The following is a 15713-nucleotide window of genomic DNA, read 5'->3' on the forward strand; positions in this document are numbered from 1 at the left end:
TATGAAAACTCCATTCATTTCTATAAATGCTGATACCAAATTAACTTTAGTTAAACAAAACTTATGAAAACTCCATTCATTTCTATAAATGGTGGAACCAAATTAACTTTGGTTCCACAAAACTTATAAATGCGCCGTTCATTTCACTCCCGATTATCTATCTGAGCGCGTTGTAAACTCTCAGAAAAGTCAACATAAACACTCTTCCATTCAGTGAAAACATCTAAAGCAGTAGTCCCAGCTTCCCTATGACCGTTGCCTGTATGTTTCACACCACCAAAAGGCAAGTGTACTTCTGCACCAATAGTAGGGCCGTTAATATAAGTGATACCCGCCTCAATGTCGCGCATGGCAGTAAAAGCCCGATTGATATCGCGGGTGTAAACTGACGAAGAAAGACCATAATTGGTGTTGTTGAGGATAGCGATCGCTTCATCAAAAGAACTAACCTCAATTAATGCCACTACTGGCCCGAATATCTCCTCACGCGCCACACGCATTTCGGGAGTTACATCATCCAAAATGGTTGGTTGAAAGAAGTAACCATTTTTTAGTTGCTCCTCGCTGGCAATTCCCCCACCAATTAAAATCTTTGCACCTTCCGCATAGGCAATATCCATATAATTATTTACCCGTTGAAGTTGCGATTCATTGATTAACGGCCCGATATCTGTATCAGGATCGGTGCCAGCCCCTAAGCGTAACTTACTGGTACGCTCATAAAGCATGGCAGTAAATTTTTCTTTAATATCGCGATGCAAAATTAGGCGACTAGTAGCTGTACATCTTTGTCCAGTTGTACCAAAGGCTCCCCAAACAGCACCATCTAAGGCTAGTTCTAAGTCTGCATCTTCCATTACCACCTGGGCATTTTTACCGCCCATTTCCAAACAAACGCGCTTGTGAGTGCGTCCGCAAGTCGCCCCAACAAATGCGCCCGTTTCCGAAGAGCCAGTAAAAGACACCAAATCAACATCAGGATGCTCAACTAAAGCTTTCCCGGCTTCTTCACCGACACCATGCACCAGGTTAATTACTCCTGCTGGTAAACCAGCCTCGGCAAAAATCTCAATTAGTTTAGTTGCACAAGCGGGGGTATCTTCAGCAGGTTTGAGGATGACAGTATTCCCACATACCAATGCTGGCATAGCTTTCCAGCAAGGAATCGCCACAGGGAAATTCCAAGGAGTAATTAAAGCGCACACCCCTATAGGCGATCGCACTGTCATGGCAAATTTATTCGGCATTTCCGAGGGTGTAGTTTGCCCGAAGAGTCGCCGCCCTTCGCCAGCACTGTAAAAGGCACAATCAATTCCTTCTTGAACATCTCCTCTGGCCTCAGTTAGGGGCTTACCCATTTCTCGACTAATTAACTGAGCGAGTTCTTCTTTATGTTGAAGTAATATTTCCCCAACCCGAAAAATATATTCTGCTCTGGCTGGGGCTGGAACTTTTCGCCAACTTTGGTAAGCTTTGCGGGCTGCGGCTACTGCTGTATTCACATCATCTGCTACGGAACCGGGGAAAGTAGCAACAACTTCACTTTTATCAGCAGGGTTACGACTTTCTAAGGTAGCTCCCCCTAAAGCACTCAACCATTGACCGTCGATGTAATTACGACAACTTAACGCAGTAGTCATCTTTAAGACCTCCAGCTTTGAATCCACTGGAACTTTTGTACTAAGTTTGGCGTGTTTTAGAGGTTGCCGTCAAGTCGGGGATTAAGCAAAAAACTAAGTTTATCGTACTTAAAACCACAAGAAAAATAAAGAGACTGGTAGTTTTGTTAACCAGTCTCTTTGATGATGTGTTCCTTGAGTCAGCGATTTTACTTCATAGCAGTTAGAGTCCGGCGTCCAATGATTCCATCTGCTCTTAAGCCTTTAGATTTTTGGAATTTCATAACAGCTGAACGTGTCTGTTTATCAAAGACACCATTAACATTTCCTTTGTAAAATCCTTGCTTCTTTAAAAAGTCTTGAGCAACTTTAACTGATTGTCCTTGGCTACCTAATTTGAGGGTGATAGTTTGTGTTGCTGCTGTAGTGGGTTTTTTCGTAGTATGAGGCTTTTTGGTAGCGTTGCCTTGCTGACTAGGTTGTGTAACTTGAGTAGGGTTAGTAGTATTTGGGCTTTTATTATTCATCTGAGAGTATGCTGGCACAGCAGTAGCTAGAGTCAGCATCGGGAGCACAGCGAGTAATTTCCAATTCATATTTCTTTTTCCACCACACAGAAATTGCAATTTGCAGAATTAGTAATCTTAATCAGGTATTGCCTGATTAAAATTACTAGTAAACACTGGTGTTTGTTATAGCTTGATGCTATTTCCTCATCCAGAGTTGAAACAAGCATCACACATCTTATTGACAGAGCTATTGCAAATCTATGACAAAATTATGTCTAATTTAAGTATTATTTTTTATGCAATTAAAGAGACATATTTATTTACGTAATGCTGAGCGCAAATCTCTTGTTGATTACTTTTGTTCACAAAAAAATGTCTAAATTTAGAAGCGCATTAGCTTAGTCTGTTTGTTACTCAAGGCATCACCGTGCCAAAAAGGGAAAATCATACACTAAGGCTGAAAGCTTTATACAGCAATAGTTTTAACAATCTATATCTGAAGTGATATTTCATCAGATAGAGACGCAATTAGAAATTCGGTTTAAGAAACGTTGATGACTCTATTTCTTACTTTCTACCTGAAAGCCAGTTTTAGAGGGCATTTACAAAGCCAAGACCGCGCAAGGAAGTTGCGCGGTCGATGTTATTTCAATATAAAAGTAAGTTAGTGGACTTTTTTAACTGCATTTTTTATCTATAACTGTTAACATCCTTTATTTCTAATACTTCCATCTGACATAATAGTTCTACAAAAAATTGCACCTTCAAAACTACATCGGTGATCATCATCTTCCATATACGCTCCTTCAAAACTTGCATCACTTAAGTTTACGCCAGTGAAGGAATTGTCAGCTAAACCTGCTTCTTTAAAAAGAGTGCCACTCAGATCAGCGAAATCAAAAAATGATGTTTGTATATGTGATTTTTCAAAATTGCAGTTCCTTAAGTCAGCATAACGCAATTCAGACTGTGTAAGCCAAAAACGTAGAACACTACCGCTCAATCTGATTCCTGTCAAATCTACAGAACGCTCAAACGTAAAAATTCTTTCTCCTGAGTCATAGCGTTTTTGTAATGACTCAACGGCTTCGCTAGGTTGATAGTTATAACTTTCAATATCTCCATTGGGTAATATGGCTTCATGAAAAATTACGTCAGTGTAATTCCAATCCCAATTAGCACTTAGAAAAATTGTTTGGCGACAGAATGAACCTGATAAGTTACATTCCTGTATCGTTGCTGAGGTTAAATTCATTCTAACTAGACTAGAGTCACATAGAAATGTTTTGGTTAAATCAGCATTGGTTAAATTACTTTCGTTAAAATTAGTTACCTCTATTTGTGAGTTACTTAAATTAGCATTGCTTAAATTGGCAGAACCTAAGTAGCAAAACCTTAAATTAGCACCGCTTATGTTTGCACTGCTTAAATTGGTTCCCATCAAACAAGTAGATTCAAGCCAAGCTTGATTTAGATTAATGCCGCTCAAATCAAGGTGATTTAGCTGAAGGCCTTTCAAAACTACCTTAGAAAAATCTCGTTCTCCTGATTCATAACGTCTAATAAATTCTTCGGCATTCATTACACACCTCAAGATGCGCTCAAAATCACTGCTCCTTACAGAGCTACCGTACTAAATTTAGCGAAAATATATCATAACCCATCTCTTAAAGCCGCGACCGCACAAGAATGTTGCACAACACTGGCTCTTTTAATGCTCTCTACAACCTGTCTTTCAGATAGAAAGTAAGAAATGCCGTTATCAAGTTTCTTAAATCAAACTTCAAGTTGTATCTCTATCTGATGAAATATCACCTCAGATATAACTTGATGAAAGCATTGCTGTATAAGGCTTTCAGCCAAAGACGTACAATTTTTCCCTTTCGACACGGTGATGCCCTCAACTTTAAATTCTCACCTATAAAAAACAAAGAATCCCCTCAACGCCTACAAATTTTAGGCTATCTGAGGGGTCCAAATGTTGCAGCAAAAAGTGAATTACTATTCAGTTAACCGCCTTCTGATTAACATTTCAATAAATTTAGGTTAATTTTGCGTTAAGAAGCAGTCAAAGATTCATAAAGACCACCATGCAATGCAGCCATACTCCACTCAAAATATATGGCGGTGGGCGGTTTTGAGGAATCTTCGACCAGTAAAAATATTTAGAAATTGATTCTCACATGAAAACTTATTAGTGACGAGAGGGTTTGCTCCCCTCATAGGCCAATACGGTTCAGTTAACAGTAGCCGTCACCTAAAGGGCTTGTCATTACCCAAATTTTTGTGACAGTCCAAGTATCGCGCTGACCGTCATCCCGCCCAGAACTGAAGTTCCGGGCTAATAGCCTAAGTCCACTTAAGTGGACTGAAATATGCAGCTTAGTCTACTTCAGTAGACTTTAGCTATTAGCCTTGGAATTGATTCCAAGGCAGGATACCAACGAAGCGAGAGAATTAGAAGATCTGCTTATCTGAACCGTATTGCGTCATAGGCAGTCGCAAAGAACGGCAGATGAGGAAGAAAAAGCAGGGAGCAGGGGGAAGAAATCTTTGACCCTTGACTGTTGACTCTGGACTCTTGACCAATGACAAATGACCAATGACCAATGACAAAAAGAGATAATTCGCGATCGCACCCTTTTTTGCCAAGAGCGATCGCGAATCTAACCGATCGTGATTGCCAAATCTATCTCTATGCAGCACCCTATCTAGTTTGCTGCCTCTAATGCCACTATGCGGCAGATTTTATCGATGCACTTGATTTTTAGGAATGCATATAGTTGATTATCTGATATATCAAACAGAAAATAGTTAACAAAAAGCACAATTTCTAAGTTTATTTTGCAAAATTTTAGGATTAAAAATTAGTTAATTTTTTTTAATTTTGAGATTGCTTCGCTGCGCTCACAAAGCTTGGCAATTTTGAATTAGAACAAAGCGAATGTCACATTTTTTGTGTTATAAAACTCACAGCAATTTATCTTAGAGCAAAAAATACTCTATGGAAACAGAACAACTGGAGCGTTTTAAAGAATATGGCGAATTCATCCTCCAGAAATTAGACTCTGTGCCTGAATATCCCTCCAAGCAAGAAGATTGGGTACCAGCTAGTCTTGATGAGAGTCTGTTTCGCCTCCGGGAAGCTGCCGAGAAAACTGTAGAACTTGCTACTTCACCAGTGAAAATCGGGGTGATGGGTGAATTTAGCAGCGGGAAAACTTTGCTGTTAGGCAGCTTGATCGGATACGCCGATGCTTTACCAGTTAGCGAAAACCCTACGACGGGCAACGTTACAGCCATCCATATCATACCCCAGGACGGCTTTGCAACTACCCAGTTAAGCAACTTTACAGTCGAGTATCTTTCTCACGAAGGTGTGAGTGATTGTCTGCGGTTCATGATTGGAGAAGCCAACCGTCGGACAGTGGCCGCTGGACTCCCACCTGCGCTGCTATCGAAGCTGAAAGAAGGAAAAGATATTCTTAGCTGGTGTGAGGAAACATGGAAAATTAGCAATAATTTAGAGTTACGTTATCTACTGCGGGAATTAGTATTATTTGTTCGCGCTTATCAATCTTATGGTGAAGTCATGTGTGGTGGTTGCTACCAAATTGATGCTACCACTGCCCGTGAGGGATTGCAGCTAGCCGAGCAGCCAATGGCAATTCAAACTATTAACTTTGATGATTTACCGCCAGCTCATATCAAATTACCGAGTCCACCCCAAAAATTACCATCAAAGTTATTACAGAATAGTTTCCCACTAATTCGTCGCGTAGATATAGAAGTAAAAATCTCACGAGAAATTTGGGATGTTACTGGTGCATCGGAATTTATTCTGCTCGACTTTCCGGGATTGGGTGCTGCTAATTCGGGAGCGAGGGATACATTTTTATCGCTGCGAGAATTAGCAGAAGTCCAGACAATTTTGGTGCTGTTAAATGGTAAATCACCAGGAAGCGATCGCGCCAATAAAATCTTTACGATGATGCAGCAGCAGCGTCCAGGACAAGACCTCAAGGATTTAATTATTGTAGGTGTGGGACGCTTCGATCAACTTCCCCTAGAAAGTGAAGGCGGAGAAAGAGAACTCGACCAACTAATTAACGATGGTGCAGACAATCATCGTTTACAGGAAAGTAGCGTTTTCCAAAAACTCAAAGTTCTACAAACTACTATTGATGGTGCTAGTGCATTTACAACCCAAAAAGATCGCATTGTTTTACTCTCACCACTACTAGGACTGGCTGATTTAGCAAAACGTTCAACAACAGTAAAAGCCGGCTCACCAGAATTTTTGGCTAACCTAGATTATCCCGATTATTTAGACCGTTCCAAGCGGTTACAAGATAAATGGGGACGGTTAAGCGATCGCTTATTAGCATCTGATGCGCGTAATTATCTTGGGAGACAACTAGGTTACTTTGCTCAAGATGGCGGGATCAGCAAGCTGCGGGAATTGATTCAAAACCACGTAGCTACTCATGGTCTGAAACAACTTTATGAAGACACTAAAAGAGCTGCTGATGCTGTGCGTCAACAACAGGATAACCTCAAAACTATTCTGCAAGAAATTCACGAGCAAGGTATGCCAACTTCAGAGAGTCCAGCTTTGCTAGATTTGCGGGCGGCGATTGAAAACTTGGACAAAACCTACAGAAACTTCCAAAAAGATTTAGGTAAAGAACCACTCAAAGATAGACGCGGAATTGGTGTCAGCGATGTTGTGAAAGACGAGCTAACATATAGAATTCTTAATTGGAATCAGTGGACTTTACTTTTCAACAAAGCTAATAATGGCACGATCGCACTTACCGAATCTAAAGGCGCAGCCGGGAAATTATTTGCTCGGGGTAACAAAGTCAATACTACCATTCCTACCAAAAGCGACGACTTTTATCCCACATTTGCCAAAACTGTTCAAGAAGTAGAAGAATTTGCCCGCGATCGCATCCAGCAAGCAATTGTAGATTTACTGAACAAATTATCAAATATTGTCGCTCAAGAACGTGAATATTTGCAAGCAAATCTCCACTCAGAAATGGAATCAGATATCGAATCTAAATTTGGTATTGAAGAAGCTGAACTTTTTTATAAACTGCTATTAGGTTGCGATCCTAACCAATGGCAAGAAGCAATTATTTCAGAAATTCACAGCAAAGAAAAAGCAATTTCACCAGAAATTATCTTCCCTTTAGCTCGTCAAGATGAGAAACACAATATAGGTCAAATCTTTGATTGGGCACCAGAAAGAAATGGTTCACCCAGATCTAACAATCACCAGCTTTTTGTACTGCGGCTACGGGATGAAATTACTGCTAGTGCCAGCCTTCATCTTGTTCAATATGTTAGCGAAGTCAATCAGCAAGTTAATGCAGAATTAGCAGGTGTTTTGGATCAAATTATTCCTAGTTTGCAAAATCTTTCTAAAAAAGAAACATTACTCAGATATATTGCCGCTGGAGAATCGCCATCACAGTTATCTATTCCGACTTGGTTACAGATTCTTTCAGATATCTCAGTTATCAATTATCAGTAACCAGTTATCAACTCACTAATTAGTAATAACTGTTTACTGAATAAGGAAAATATGCAATGCCTGTGGAGATTCGGCTGTTACCTCGCTACCAAGTACGTGTTAAACAAAATAGTGAGTTGGATATTCCTGCTATCCAAATTCTTGCCTATGGCAGTAATATTCCTTACATTTATCGCATCACTTGCACTGTCAAGGGAACGCCAACAGAATTAGCAGCAAAAATCCAACAAGCATATCAACAATATTACTCTGCCATTCCTAGCAAAATTTCGTACATCAGGCAATTAGGACAATATCCCTGTAAATTAGAGCAACCTTTAACACAGCCAATCAACTGTAATTTACAGGTACTTGTTGAGTATTTTGATTCTGATGCGGCGGGTAATTCGCTACTAACAGTAAGAAAGCAAATTGAGGCTAACTGCAATCTCTTCTCCCAAGCTTTTGTGCAGCTACCAAAGCAAACAACAAAAATAAATACTAAAATGAACCCTTTTGAACTTAATAGTAATAAAGCGCCAAGCGAGCAACAAAAAAGATTTCCCGGCTGGTTTGCCTTAGATTTTGGTACATCAAACTCTACGGTAACACTGTTCGATCCAATTGAAGTACCAATTGCCGAAGTATTACCCAAAGAACAAGAAATGCGACTGCGCGATCGCATGGCGCAATGGTTGAATTCCCCCGCCTCAGTTGCTTTACCAGATATCAGTGCTAGTGACTGGGAAAAATTTATTGCTGACATTAGTAAAAATTTGGAGATAGAACCCAGCCGATTAAGTGAAGTTTTTGAGAGTGATAACAAAGAGCGATTTTTAGAAGCAATTCGCCAAATAGAATTATGCTTAGGTACTAGCGATCGCTTTCGACGTGCAGTCAGCAAAAAGCTTTATCAGATATACCATGAAGTCTTTCGCGTTCCTACTTTAGAATCGCAAAATCTCATCCCGGTTGTATTAGATATCGATCGTCGCAGTACCGAAATTAAAAGTGAGTTAGAAATTGCCAAACTTGCAGCTTTAAAACTGAAGATGGGCAGAGAAGCCAGCGACAACAGAAAAAAGGCGATCGCCCAAGGAACCAGCAGTGCTTTAAAAGAAATTATCAGCCGATTTCATCACTCACCCAAACGCTATTTTGGTCAGGATCGTTCTTTCCCAGTTATTTTAGATGAATCAGAAGAAACAATTAATGTCAACCAATTAATTCAAGCAGCTTGGGGACATTTAATTGAGTTAACCGAAGACTACCGCCGACGCGCCAGACGTAGATTTTCGGAAGGGGATTTCCTCTCAGCCGTTGTTACCTATCCCACTGTCGCCCCACCTGTTGTTCGCAAAGAAATTAAAGAATTAGTTGGACAGTTAGGGCTTGATGATGTCCAAACTGCTTATGATGAAGCTGTTTCTGTAGCGATATTCTTTCTCTGGCGAGAATTTGGCGGTAATCTCAATATTGGGATTGAATCTTTCAAAACTCGTTGTCGCCAAGAAGGAAATAAATGGTCGCAAAATGTTCTTGTCTTAGATATTGGTGGCGGAACCACAGATTTAGCTTTAATTGAACTAACTTTAGAAGATAAAACTCCCTTCTTTGCTGATCATGAAGACCGAGGCTTAGGAGGACGCTACTATAAACTTACACCTAAACTATTAGGTTCGTCTGGGCATTTACAGTTAGGTGGAGAGTTAATTACTCTGCGCATATTCAGACTTTTAAAGTTAGCGATCGCCGACTTTTTATTAACAGCCGTTACCACAGGCGATTTAGAAAGCGACAAGCTAGAAGATTTAATTAACTCCGAATTAAACGAACGTTTTCTCGAAAATGGGCAATTCAAAAGCGGCAGTATTTTAAAATGTTTGGATAAAGAAAATCCCGAAGGTGACGCTGCTTACAAAGATGCTCTAGATACGGCTGAGAAAGTATTACCTACCCGATGGCAACAAGCCCCCCAACGCCTACAAACTTTTTATACACTCTGGGATCATGCCGAAGCTGCCAAAATCAAACTCGGACAAAAGCCAGCAGAAGACGCTTCTCCCTTAACCTTTACTCTCTCAGAACAGCAAATTTCCGAACTGCTAACTCAAAGTGCGATTAAATTCCAGGTAAAAGATCCCAGTAGCATCTGCCTCACTATCGATAGTCAGCAATTCGATCGCGCTGCATCATCATCAATTAAAGAAGCGATCGGTATAGCCCAAGGTTTGATGGATAGTCGCTTGCGTCCCCAAGATAGCACTGTAGACGCTTGGAATACGCATAAAGTTGATTGGTTAATTTTATCCGGTAAAACTTGCAGCCTCGACCTCGTACAGCGCCACATTTACCAAGAATTTAGTAAATCTCCTTATTTCGTCTGGAATCCAGAACGAATTACCTTTGTGCTGGAATTTACCAAATTAGCCACCTCTGCCGGTGCTTGCTATGCCGAGAAGCTACGCAGATTAAGATTTGACCCCGAAGAGTCAAAAGGATTACTACGTAAAGGAGCTAACCAACTAGAAATTGATGTCAAGAACCTGTTTTATTATTTACCTTGCAACTTCAAACGCAAAACCCAAAGCAACGAACTGCTGACAATCTTTAAAGCTGGGCAAGAACTCTATCAACTAGCTGCTGAAGAAACCGTAGCTAAAGTTCGCACTGAGTGGCAAGGGATACAGTTAACTAACATTATTTATCGTCAAGACTACGAAGACGGCGACTTGCGGCTTTGGGGTAGCTTCGATGGCAAATCCTTGATGGAGAAATTAGGGTTGTCAGAATCAGACTTTCTTAGAAAAATCAAAGTCCAGTTTGAAATCGATCAAACTCTCCAGTTCAGCGTTTTGCTTTGTCAAGGAAATCCTCATTATTTAATAGATGTTTCTGGCATTGATGTCAGTTCGGTAATTTCCGCCGCCTCAGAAACTTCAGCACTGTTTGCTGATGGCAAATTGAAGTGGAATATTGCTGTTGAACGCCCCAATAAAAACTTGAATGATGGTGATATTGCCATTAACGTTCTAGAGTCAGCAACCGTCGATCAACCAGATGCCTACCATCTCGTATTTGAAGCCGATAAAGATGTGAGCAAATCGCTGCAAGAATTCCATTATTTACGCGATGGTTCACCAGAACCAGGAACCGGGTTAGTCAGCAATCCTTTGCCTCCCTTTCCAAATAATGGGCAACACACCTTCTACGTTGTGCAAACAGATGCCGAAACCAACACCAAAAAATGGATACGCATTGGCGCATTAAGTAAACCCGATGTCACCACAGATTATCCTTGCCAATATCGTGTGACTCTCGACAATCAAGGTATTTTACGAATGCACGCTGGTGAAGTACCTTACTGGATATCAAGCAAACAAGAAAGCCTTAAGCAACCAGGATGTGTTTACCGCGCTGAACTAGAGTTGCAACCCAATGAAGTCGATAAAGAACGCGATCCCTTTTGCGGAATTCATTAGGGTAAATAACTCACGCAGAGGCGCAAAGAAAAACTTTCTTAAAACATCTTTCTCTGTGACTTTGTGTCTCTGTGGTTCGTATACATCTTACCTTCGCGTGAGGTAAAAAACAGGTAAAACTAAAGGCGAAATTCATGCAGCACCTACGTCAGCTATTAGAAACAGAAAACTCACAGCTAGCCCAATTATTGCGGTTTAGCCTGTATGGAATACAAGCTTCTTTAAAGCAAGCCCAAAACGAATTTCCTCTCGATCCTGGCGCTAAATTATGCGACGAAATGCTGCAAGAAATCCATTCCTTATTACAACCAACATCCTACAAATCTAACTCTAATAGTGAATTAAAATTAAGTCGCCTCCAAGAAGCATTTGATGCTGATAAAGAACTCAAATTGTATTTAGGAAATTCCCAACTCCAAAGCCAAACAGACGCAGAATTATGGAACGAAATTCAACGTAAACTGCTGCGGGTTCCAGAAGACTTGGCTACATCGTGGCGACAGCGTGCCTTAACTCTGGCTCAAGAAGTGGGTGCAGTAGAAAACACTTCGGATCTCTATCCTCTACCATTCATCCGCGATGAAATTATTTACCCTGGACTGAGTGGTACTATTCAAGCTAAGGGTTTGTGTTTGTCCGAGAAAGCACTATCTTATACAGAAATTGCTCAAGCAAGTAAATCAAAAGATTTAAATTTCCTAGCTGGTTATTTATTTTTATGTATAAATATTATCGAAATAGAACCAGATTTACATCATGCGTTAAAGAGCGTTTTTAGCTTTGATATTGTCTCCTTACACTCCAAGCCAGAACAGCAAAATCAATATATTGAAGCTTTAACACACCGCTTTCAACGCACCCAAAAAGCTGTAGAAAATGCTGATTCAGTATCAACCCTACGTGCTTGGATTGACATGGATGAAGCAATCCACTCTTTGGTATTTATTCCCCCAGGCGATCGCTATTCTTGGTGGGGTAAACTACAACAAGAATCACGACGTATGTTAAAAAAATTTGTAGATGAGGCGAATAATGCAGGGTATGAAGTCAAAATTCGTCAATTATCGGGGCTTTATGCCGATATCTGCGCTTTAACAAAAGATGACCTGCAACTAGATTGTGGCGGTAATCCTGGGGAAGTTTTGACCTGTCTGCGAGTATATGCACGCATTAATCAAGAAGAATCTCCGGGGCGTGTAATCTTTCGCTCATCACGGTAATCGTTGGTACTTTTTATCCTAAAATTTTCGCGATCGCAGCAAATTATGCTCAAAAGCCCACTCCGTTATCCAGGCGGTAAATCAAAAGCAATCAATCAAATAATTGAATACTTACCAGAAACTTTTTCTGAATTTAGAGAACCTTTTGTAGGTGGTGGTTCTGTATTTATCTATCTAAAGCAAAAATTTCCTCATTTAAAAATTTGGATTAATGATTTAAACCGTGAGTTATTCCTATTTTGGAAATTTGCTCAATCTGATATATCTCAACTAGTAACTGAAGTGCGGCGGATTAAAGATAAATATACAGACGGTAGATTACTATTTACAGAATTAACCAGCGTAGGTATCAATAATTTATCTGATTTTGAAAGAGCAGTCCGCTTTTTTGTACTTAACAGAATTACATTTTCGGGAACCGTAGAATCGGGTGGTTTTTCTCAGGAAGCTTTTCATAAACGCTTTACTAACTCATCTATAGACCGTCTAGAGAAATTAGGAAATATTGTATTGAAAGATATTTTAATAACTAATTTAGATTACAGTGAATTATTGCATTCAACCGATGAAAAGGTGTTTTTATTTTTAGATCCGCCATATTTTAGTGCTACTAAATCTAAGTTATATGGTAAAGATGGGAACTTACATACTTCTTTTGAACATCTAAAATTTGCTGAATTATTAAAACAATGCCATCACCGATGGCTAATTACTTATGATAACTCGCCACAAATTCAAGAAAATTTTCACTGGGCTAATATTTCAGAGTGGGAATTGCAATATGGGATGAATAACTATAAACAGAGTAATGCTGCTAAAGGAAAAGAGTTATTCATTACTAACTATGAAATTCTACAGAATCTGGAGAAGAAAATTAAAACTTTTTTGTAGTGAGAACTTCAGTCCTCAAATATCTAAGTAATCAACTACTTACTACAAACTGTTTCCCATTTTCCGGTAGGATAGCTCCCAGACTCATCAACGAAAGCTCAACCCTACCACACGCAAACAGACCTTTTCTATGACAACTTCCCCCATCTCCACGCCAGAAACTTCACCTAGCTGGTATCTCCTGCTGCAACAATTAATCAATGGTGAATCTTTATCTCGCACTCAAGCTGCTGAATTGATGCAAGGATGGCTAAGTGAATCTGTTCCCCCAGAATTATCGGGAGCAATTTTAACAGCACTGAACTTTAGAGGCGTTTCTGCTGACGAGTTGACTGGGATGGCGGAAGTGCTACAGTCTCAATCTTCCTTTCTCAGAACTCAAAACTCAGCACTCCCCAGTCTCATTGATACCTGTGGCACTGGCGGAGATGGTTCATCAACTTTTAATATTTCTACAGCAGTTGCTTTTGTGGCGGCTGCCTATGGTGTACCCGTCGCTAAACACGGCAATCGTTCGGCTTCCAGTTTGACAGGAAGCGCCGATGTCTTGGAAGCTTTGGGTGTAAATCTCAGTGCCCCTAGCGAAAAAGTGCAAGCGGCAGTCAAAGAAGTGGGGATCACTTTTCTATTTGCCCCTGGTTGGCATCCAGCACTCAAGGCGGTTGCTACATTGCGTCGGACTCTTAAGGTACGGACTGTTTTCAACTTACTCGGGCCGTTGGTAAATCCTTTAAATCCAACTGGGCAAGTGGTTGGGTTATTTACTCCCAAACTTTTGGCAACTGTTGCCCAAGCTTTAAACAATTTGGGTAAGCAAAAAGCAATTGTTTTACATGGGCGAGAAAAACTCGATGAAGCGGGGTTAGGAGATTTAACCGACTTAGCAGTTTTATCTAATGGTGAGGTGGAGTTAACGACTGTAAATCCCGAAGCGGTTGGTGTAACGCCTGCTACTATAGGTGCCCTCAGGGGTGGTGATGTTCAGGAAAACGCTGAAATACTCAAAGCGGTACTGCAAGGCAAGGGCACTCAAGCGCAACAGGATGCTGTAGCGTTAAATGCCTCCTTGGCGCTGCAAGTGGCGGGTGCGATTCCATTACTAGACCATGCCCAGGGTATTAAAGTAGCTAAGGAGATCCTAGATAGTGGCGCTCCCTGGGTAAAATTGGAGCAGTTAGTTCAGTTTCTGCGGAATTAATTTCTGAGCGCGATTGCGGGCGAAATTCCACGACATTGCGTTTGATGGTGACATCATAGTTGCCGAAAAAGTCGTGACCAAGCAGTCCAGTTTCTAGATCTGAGCCTGCGATCGCTACTGGTACTTTATTCACCATTACTCCAGCTGCTGCCATCGAATCAACATAGCCAATCGTAAATTCCACTTGCTTAGAACTGGCTGTGTTCGCTTTAGCTTTGCCGACGGCTACTATACCTAAAGCATTTGCCATGTTTTGGGTAATTACAGTGCCACTAGCCCCTGTATCGACAATCATCTCGAATCTTCGTTGGCCATTGAAGGTAACGTCAATAATTGGTGTTCCCCCAATGCGGCGTTTGATTGGCGCGATAAAAACATCTTGCTCTTGCTCGATTTGTCGAGTTGGGAGCAAGACCGACTGTGGTAATGGCTGCCGCTTTGGTAAAACTGGCGGTAGAGGTTGAGTTGAGTTGAGTGTGGTTTTTCTGGAAGGAACAACAACAACTACCCTTTGAGGCTTTGCCGCTATTGGCGGTAGGGGTTTTGGGGTAGCTTGATCCAAAGCATATTTGATCTGGCGCTGGTATTCTGAGATTTTGATTTGGGCGACCGTGAAATTGGGGCTTTCTTGCTGCACGTTTTTCATCAGCGCGATCGCATCCTGGAACTGACTCACCACCAACTTCCAATCATCGGGCGATTGGGCAGATTTGCTGATCGTCATCGCACCTGCCGCTTTGTCCAGCGCCATTTCAAAAGAATTTAGTTCAATTGCCGACGGAGTCTGTGGCTGTGGTTCTGGGCTGGATAATGGTGTTGCTTCGACCAGAGGCGATGCTGCTGCATTTTCCACGGGCGTAGACTGCTCATGGTCGCGAGTCGCAGTAGTCTGTTTGTCTTTACTACAGGCAACACCCAAAACCGCTAGCGCACTTGATAAAATAATCAGGATTGCACGGGATAAAAAAGACTGGAGCATAATTAACTTCGATTTTACCTGCCCAGAGGGCTGCAAATCTACCTCTCCCCACCTATTTCCTGAGAAAGAATTTAGGGAAGAGATCGGAGACCAGGGGAGTGGGAGGACAAGGAGAAGGAAGAAAAAGCAGGGGGAAGAAATGCTTGATTCTTGACCCTATTTAAATTTTTTATTTTTAATTAATTAGCTTCAGAACGCTAAGTCTCTAAACTCATGGGATAATTAACATTCGCAGCTTATACGAAACTAGGGACTAAACGCTAGAAACTAGAAAAAATCTTCTGAAACCCTAGC

Annotated in this window: 10 protein-coding genes; 5 read left to right on the top strand and 5 right to left on the bottom strand. The window is 41.0% G+C overall.

Going from position 1 to position 15713, the window contains the following annotated elements; all coding sequences use genetic code 11:
- Positions 1-143: 143 nt before the first annotated feature.
- The 4 genes from BV372_RS10775 to BV372_RS37080 all read right to left on the bottom strand — a co-directional run bounded on the left by BV372_RS10775 (position 144) and on the right by BV372_RS37080 (position 4834).
- Entirely contained in the window at positions 144-1640 is a 1497-nt protein-coding gene (locus tag BV372_RS10775) for an aldehyde dehydrogenase family protein (protein WP_086686503.1), read from the bottom strand.
- A 188-nt stretch (positions 1641-1828) separates the two neighbouring features.
- Positions 1829-2215: a peptidoglycan-binding protein gene (locus BV372_RS10780; RefSeq protein ID WP_086686504.1), complete on the bottom strand. Its 387-nt coding sequence runs from the start codon at positions 2213-2215 to the stop codon at positions 1829-1831.
- Between the two features lie 616 nt (positions 2216-2831).
- Positions 2832-3710, bottom strand: coding sequence for a pentapeptide repeat-containing protein (locus BV372_RS10785; protein ID WP_086686505.1), 879 nt, complete (start codon positions 3708-3710; stop codon positions 2832-2834).
- 875 nt (positions 3711-4585) lie between these two features.
- Complete coding sequence (locus BV372_RS37080) at positions 4586-4834, bottom strand: hypothetical protein (RefSeq protein ID WP_218776703.1); 249 nt, start codon at positions 4832-4834, stop codon at positions 4586-4588.
- Between the two features lie 298 nt (positions 4835-5132).
- Between BV372_RS37080 and BV372_RS10795 the strand changes: the two genes are divergently transcribed.
- The 5 genes from BV372_RS10795 (at position 5133) to trpD (ending at position 14440) form a co-directional block, all read left to right on the top strand.
- Positions 5133-7670 (top strand): proteasome protein, encoded by a 2538-nt coding sequence (locus BV372_RS10795; protein WP_086686507.1) that lies wholly within the window; start codon positions 5133-5135, stop codon positions 7668-7670.
- A gap of 56 nt (positions 7671-7726) precedes the next feature.
- Positions 7727-11131, top strand: a complete 3405-nt coding sequence (locus BV372_RS10800; RefSeq protein ID WP_086686508.1) for a virulence factor SrfB — start codon at positions 7727-7729, stop codon at positions 11129-11131.
- 134 nt (positions 11132-11265) lie between these two features.
- Positions 11266-12351 carry a hypothetical protein gene (locus BV372_RS10805; protein WP_086686509.1) on the top strand — a complete coding sequence of 362 codons (1086 nt, stop codon included), beginning with the start codon at positions 11266-11268 and terminating at the stop codon, positions 12349-12351.
- Positions 12352-12396: 45 nt separating this feature from the next.
- The gene (locus tag BV372_RS10810) at positions 12397-13242 is read left to right on the top strand and encodes a DNA adenine methylase (protein ID WP_086686510.1); all 846 of its coding nucleotides are present in this window, start codon (positions 12397-12399) and stop codon (positions 13240-13242) included.
- Between the two features lie 130 nt (positions 13243-13372).
- Positions 13373-14440 carry an anthranilate phosphoribosyltransferase gene (trpD, locus tag BV372_RS10815; protein WP_086686511.1) on the top strand — a complete coding sequence of 356 codons (1068 nt, stop codon included), beginning with the start codon at positions 13373-13375 and terminating at the stop codon, positions 14438-14440.
- Here trpD and BV372_RS10820 read toward each other — a convergent pair.
- The gene (locus BV372_RS10820) at positions 14370-15419 is read right to left on the bottom strand and encodes a TIGR02281 family clan AA aspartic protease (protein ID WP_086686512.1); all 1050 of its coding nucleotides are present in this window, start codon (positions 15417-15419) and stop codon (positions 14370-14372) included. The genes trpD and BV372_RS10820 overlap by 71 nt on opposite strands.
- Positions 15420-15713 lie beyond the last annotated feature (294 nt).

The organism is Nostoc sp. T09 (assembly GCF_002154695.1).
In the GTDB taxonomy this organism is placed as follows: domain Bacteria; phylum Cyanobacteriota; class Cyanobacteriia; order Cyanobacteriales; family Nostocaceae; genus Aulosira.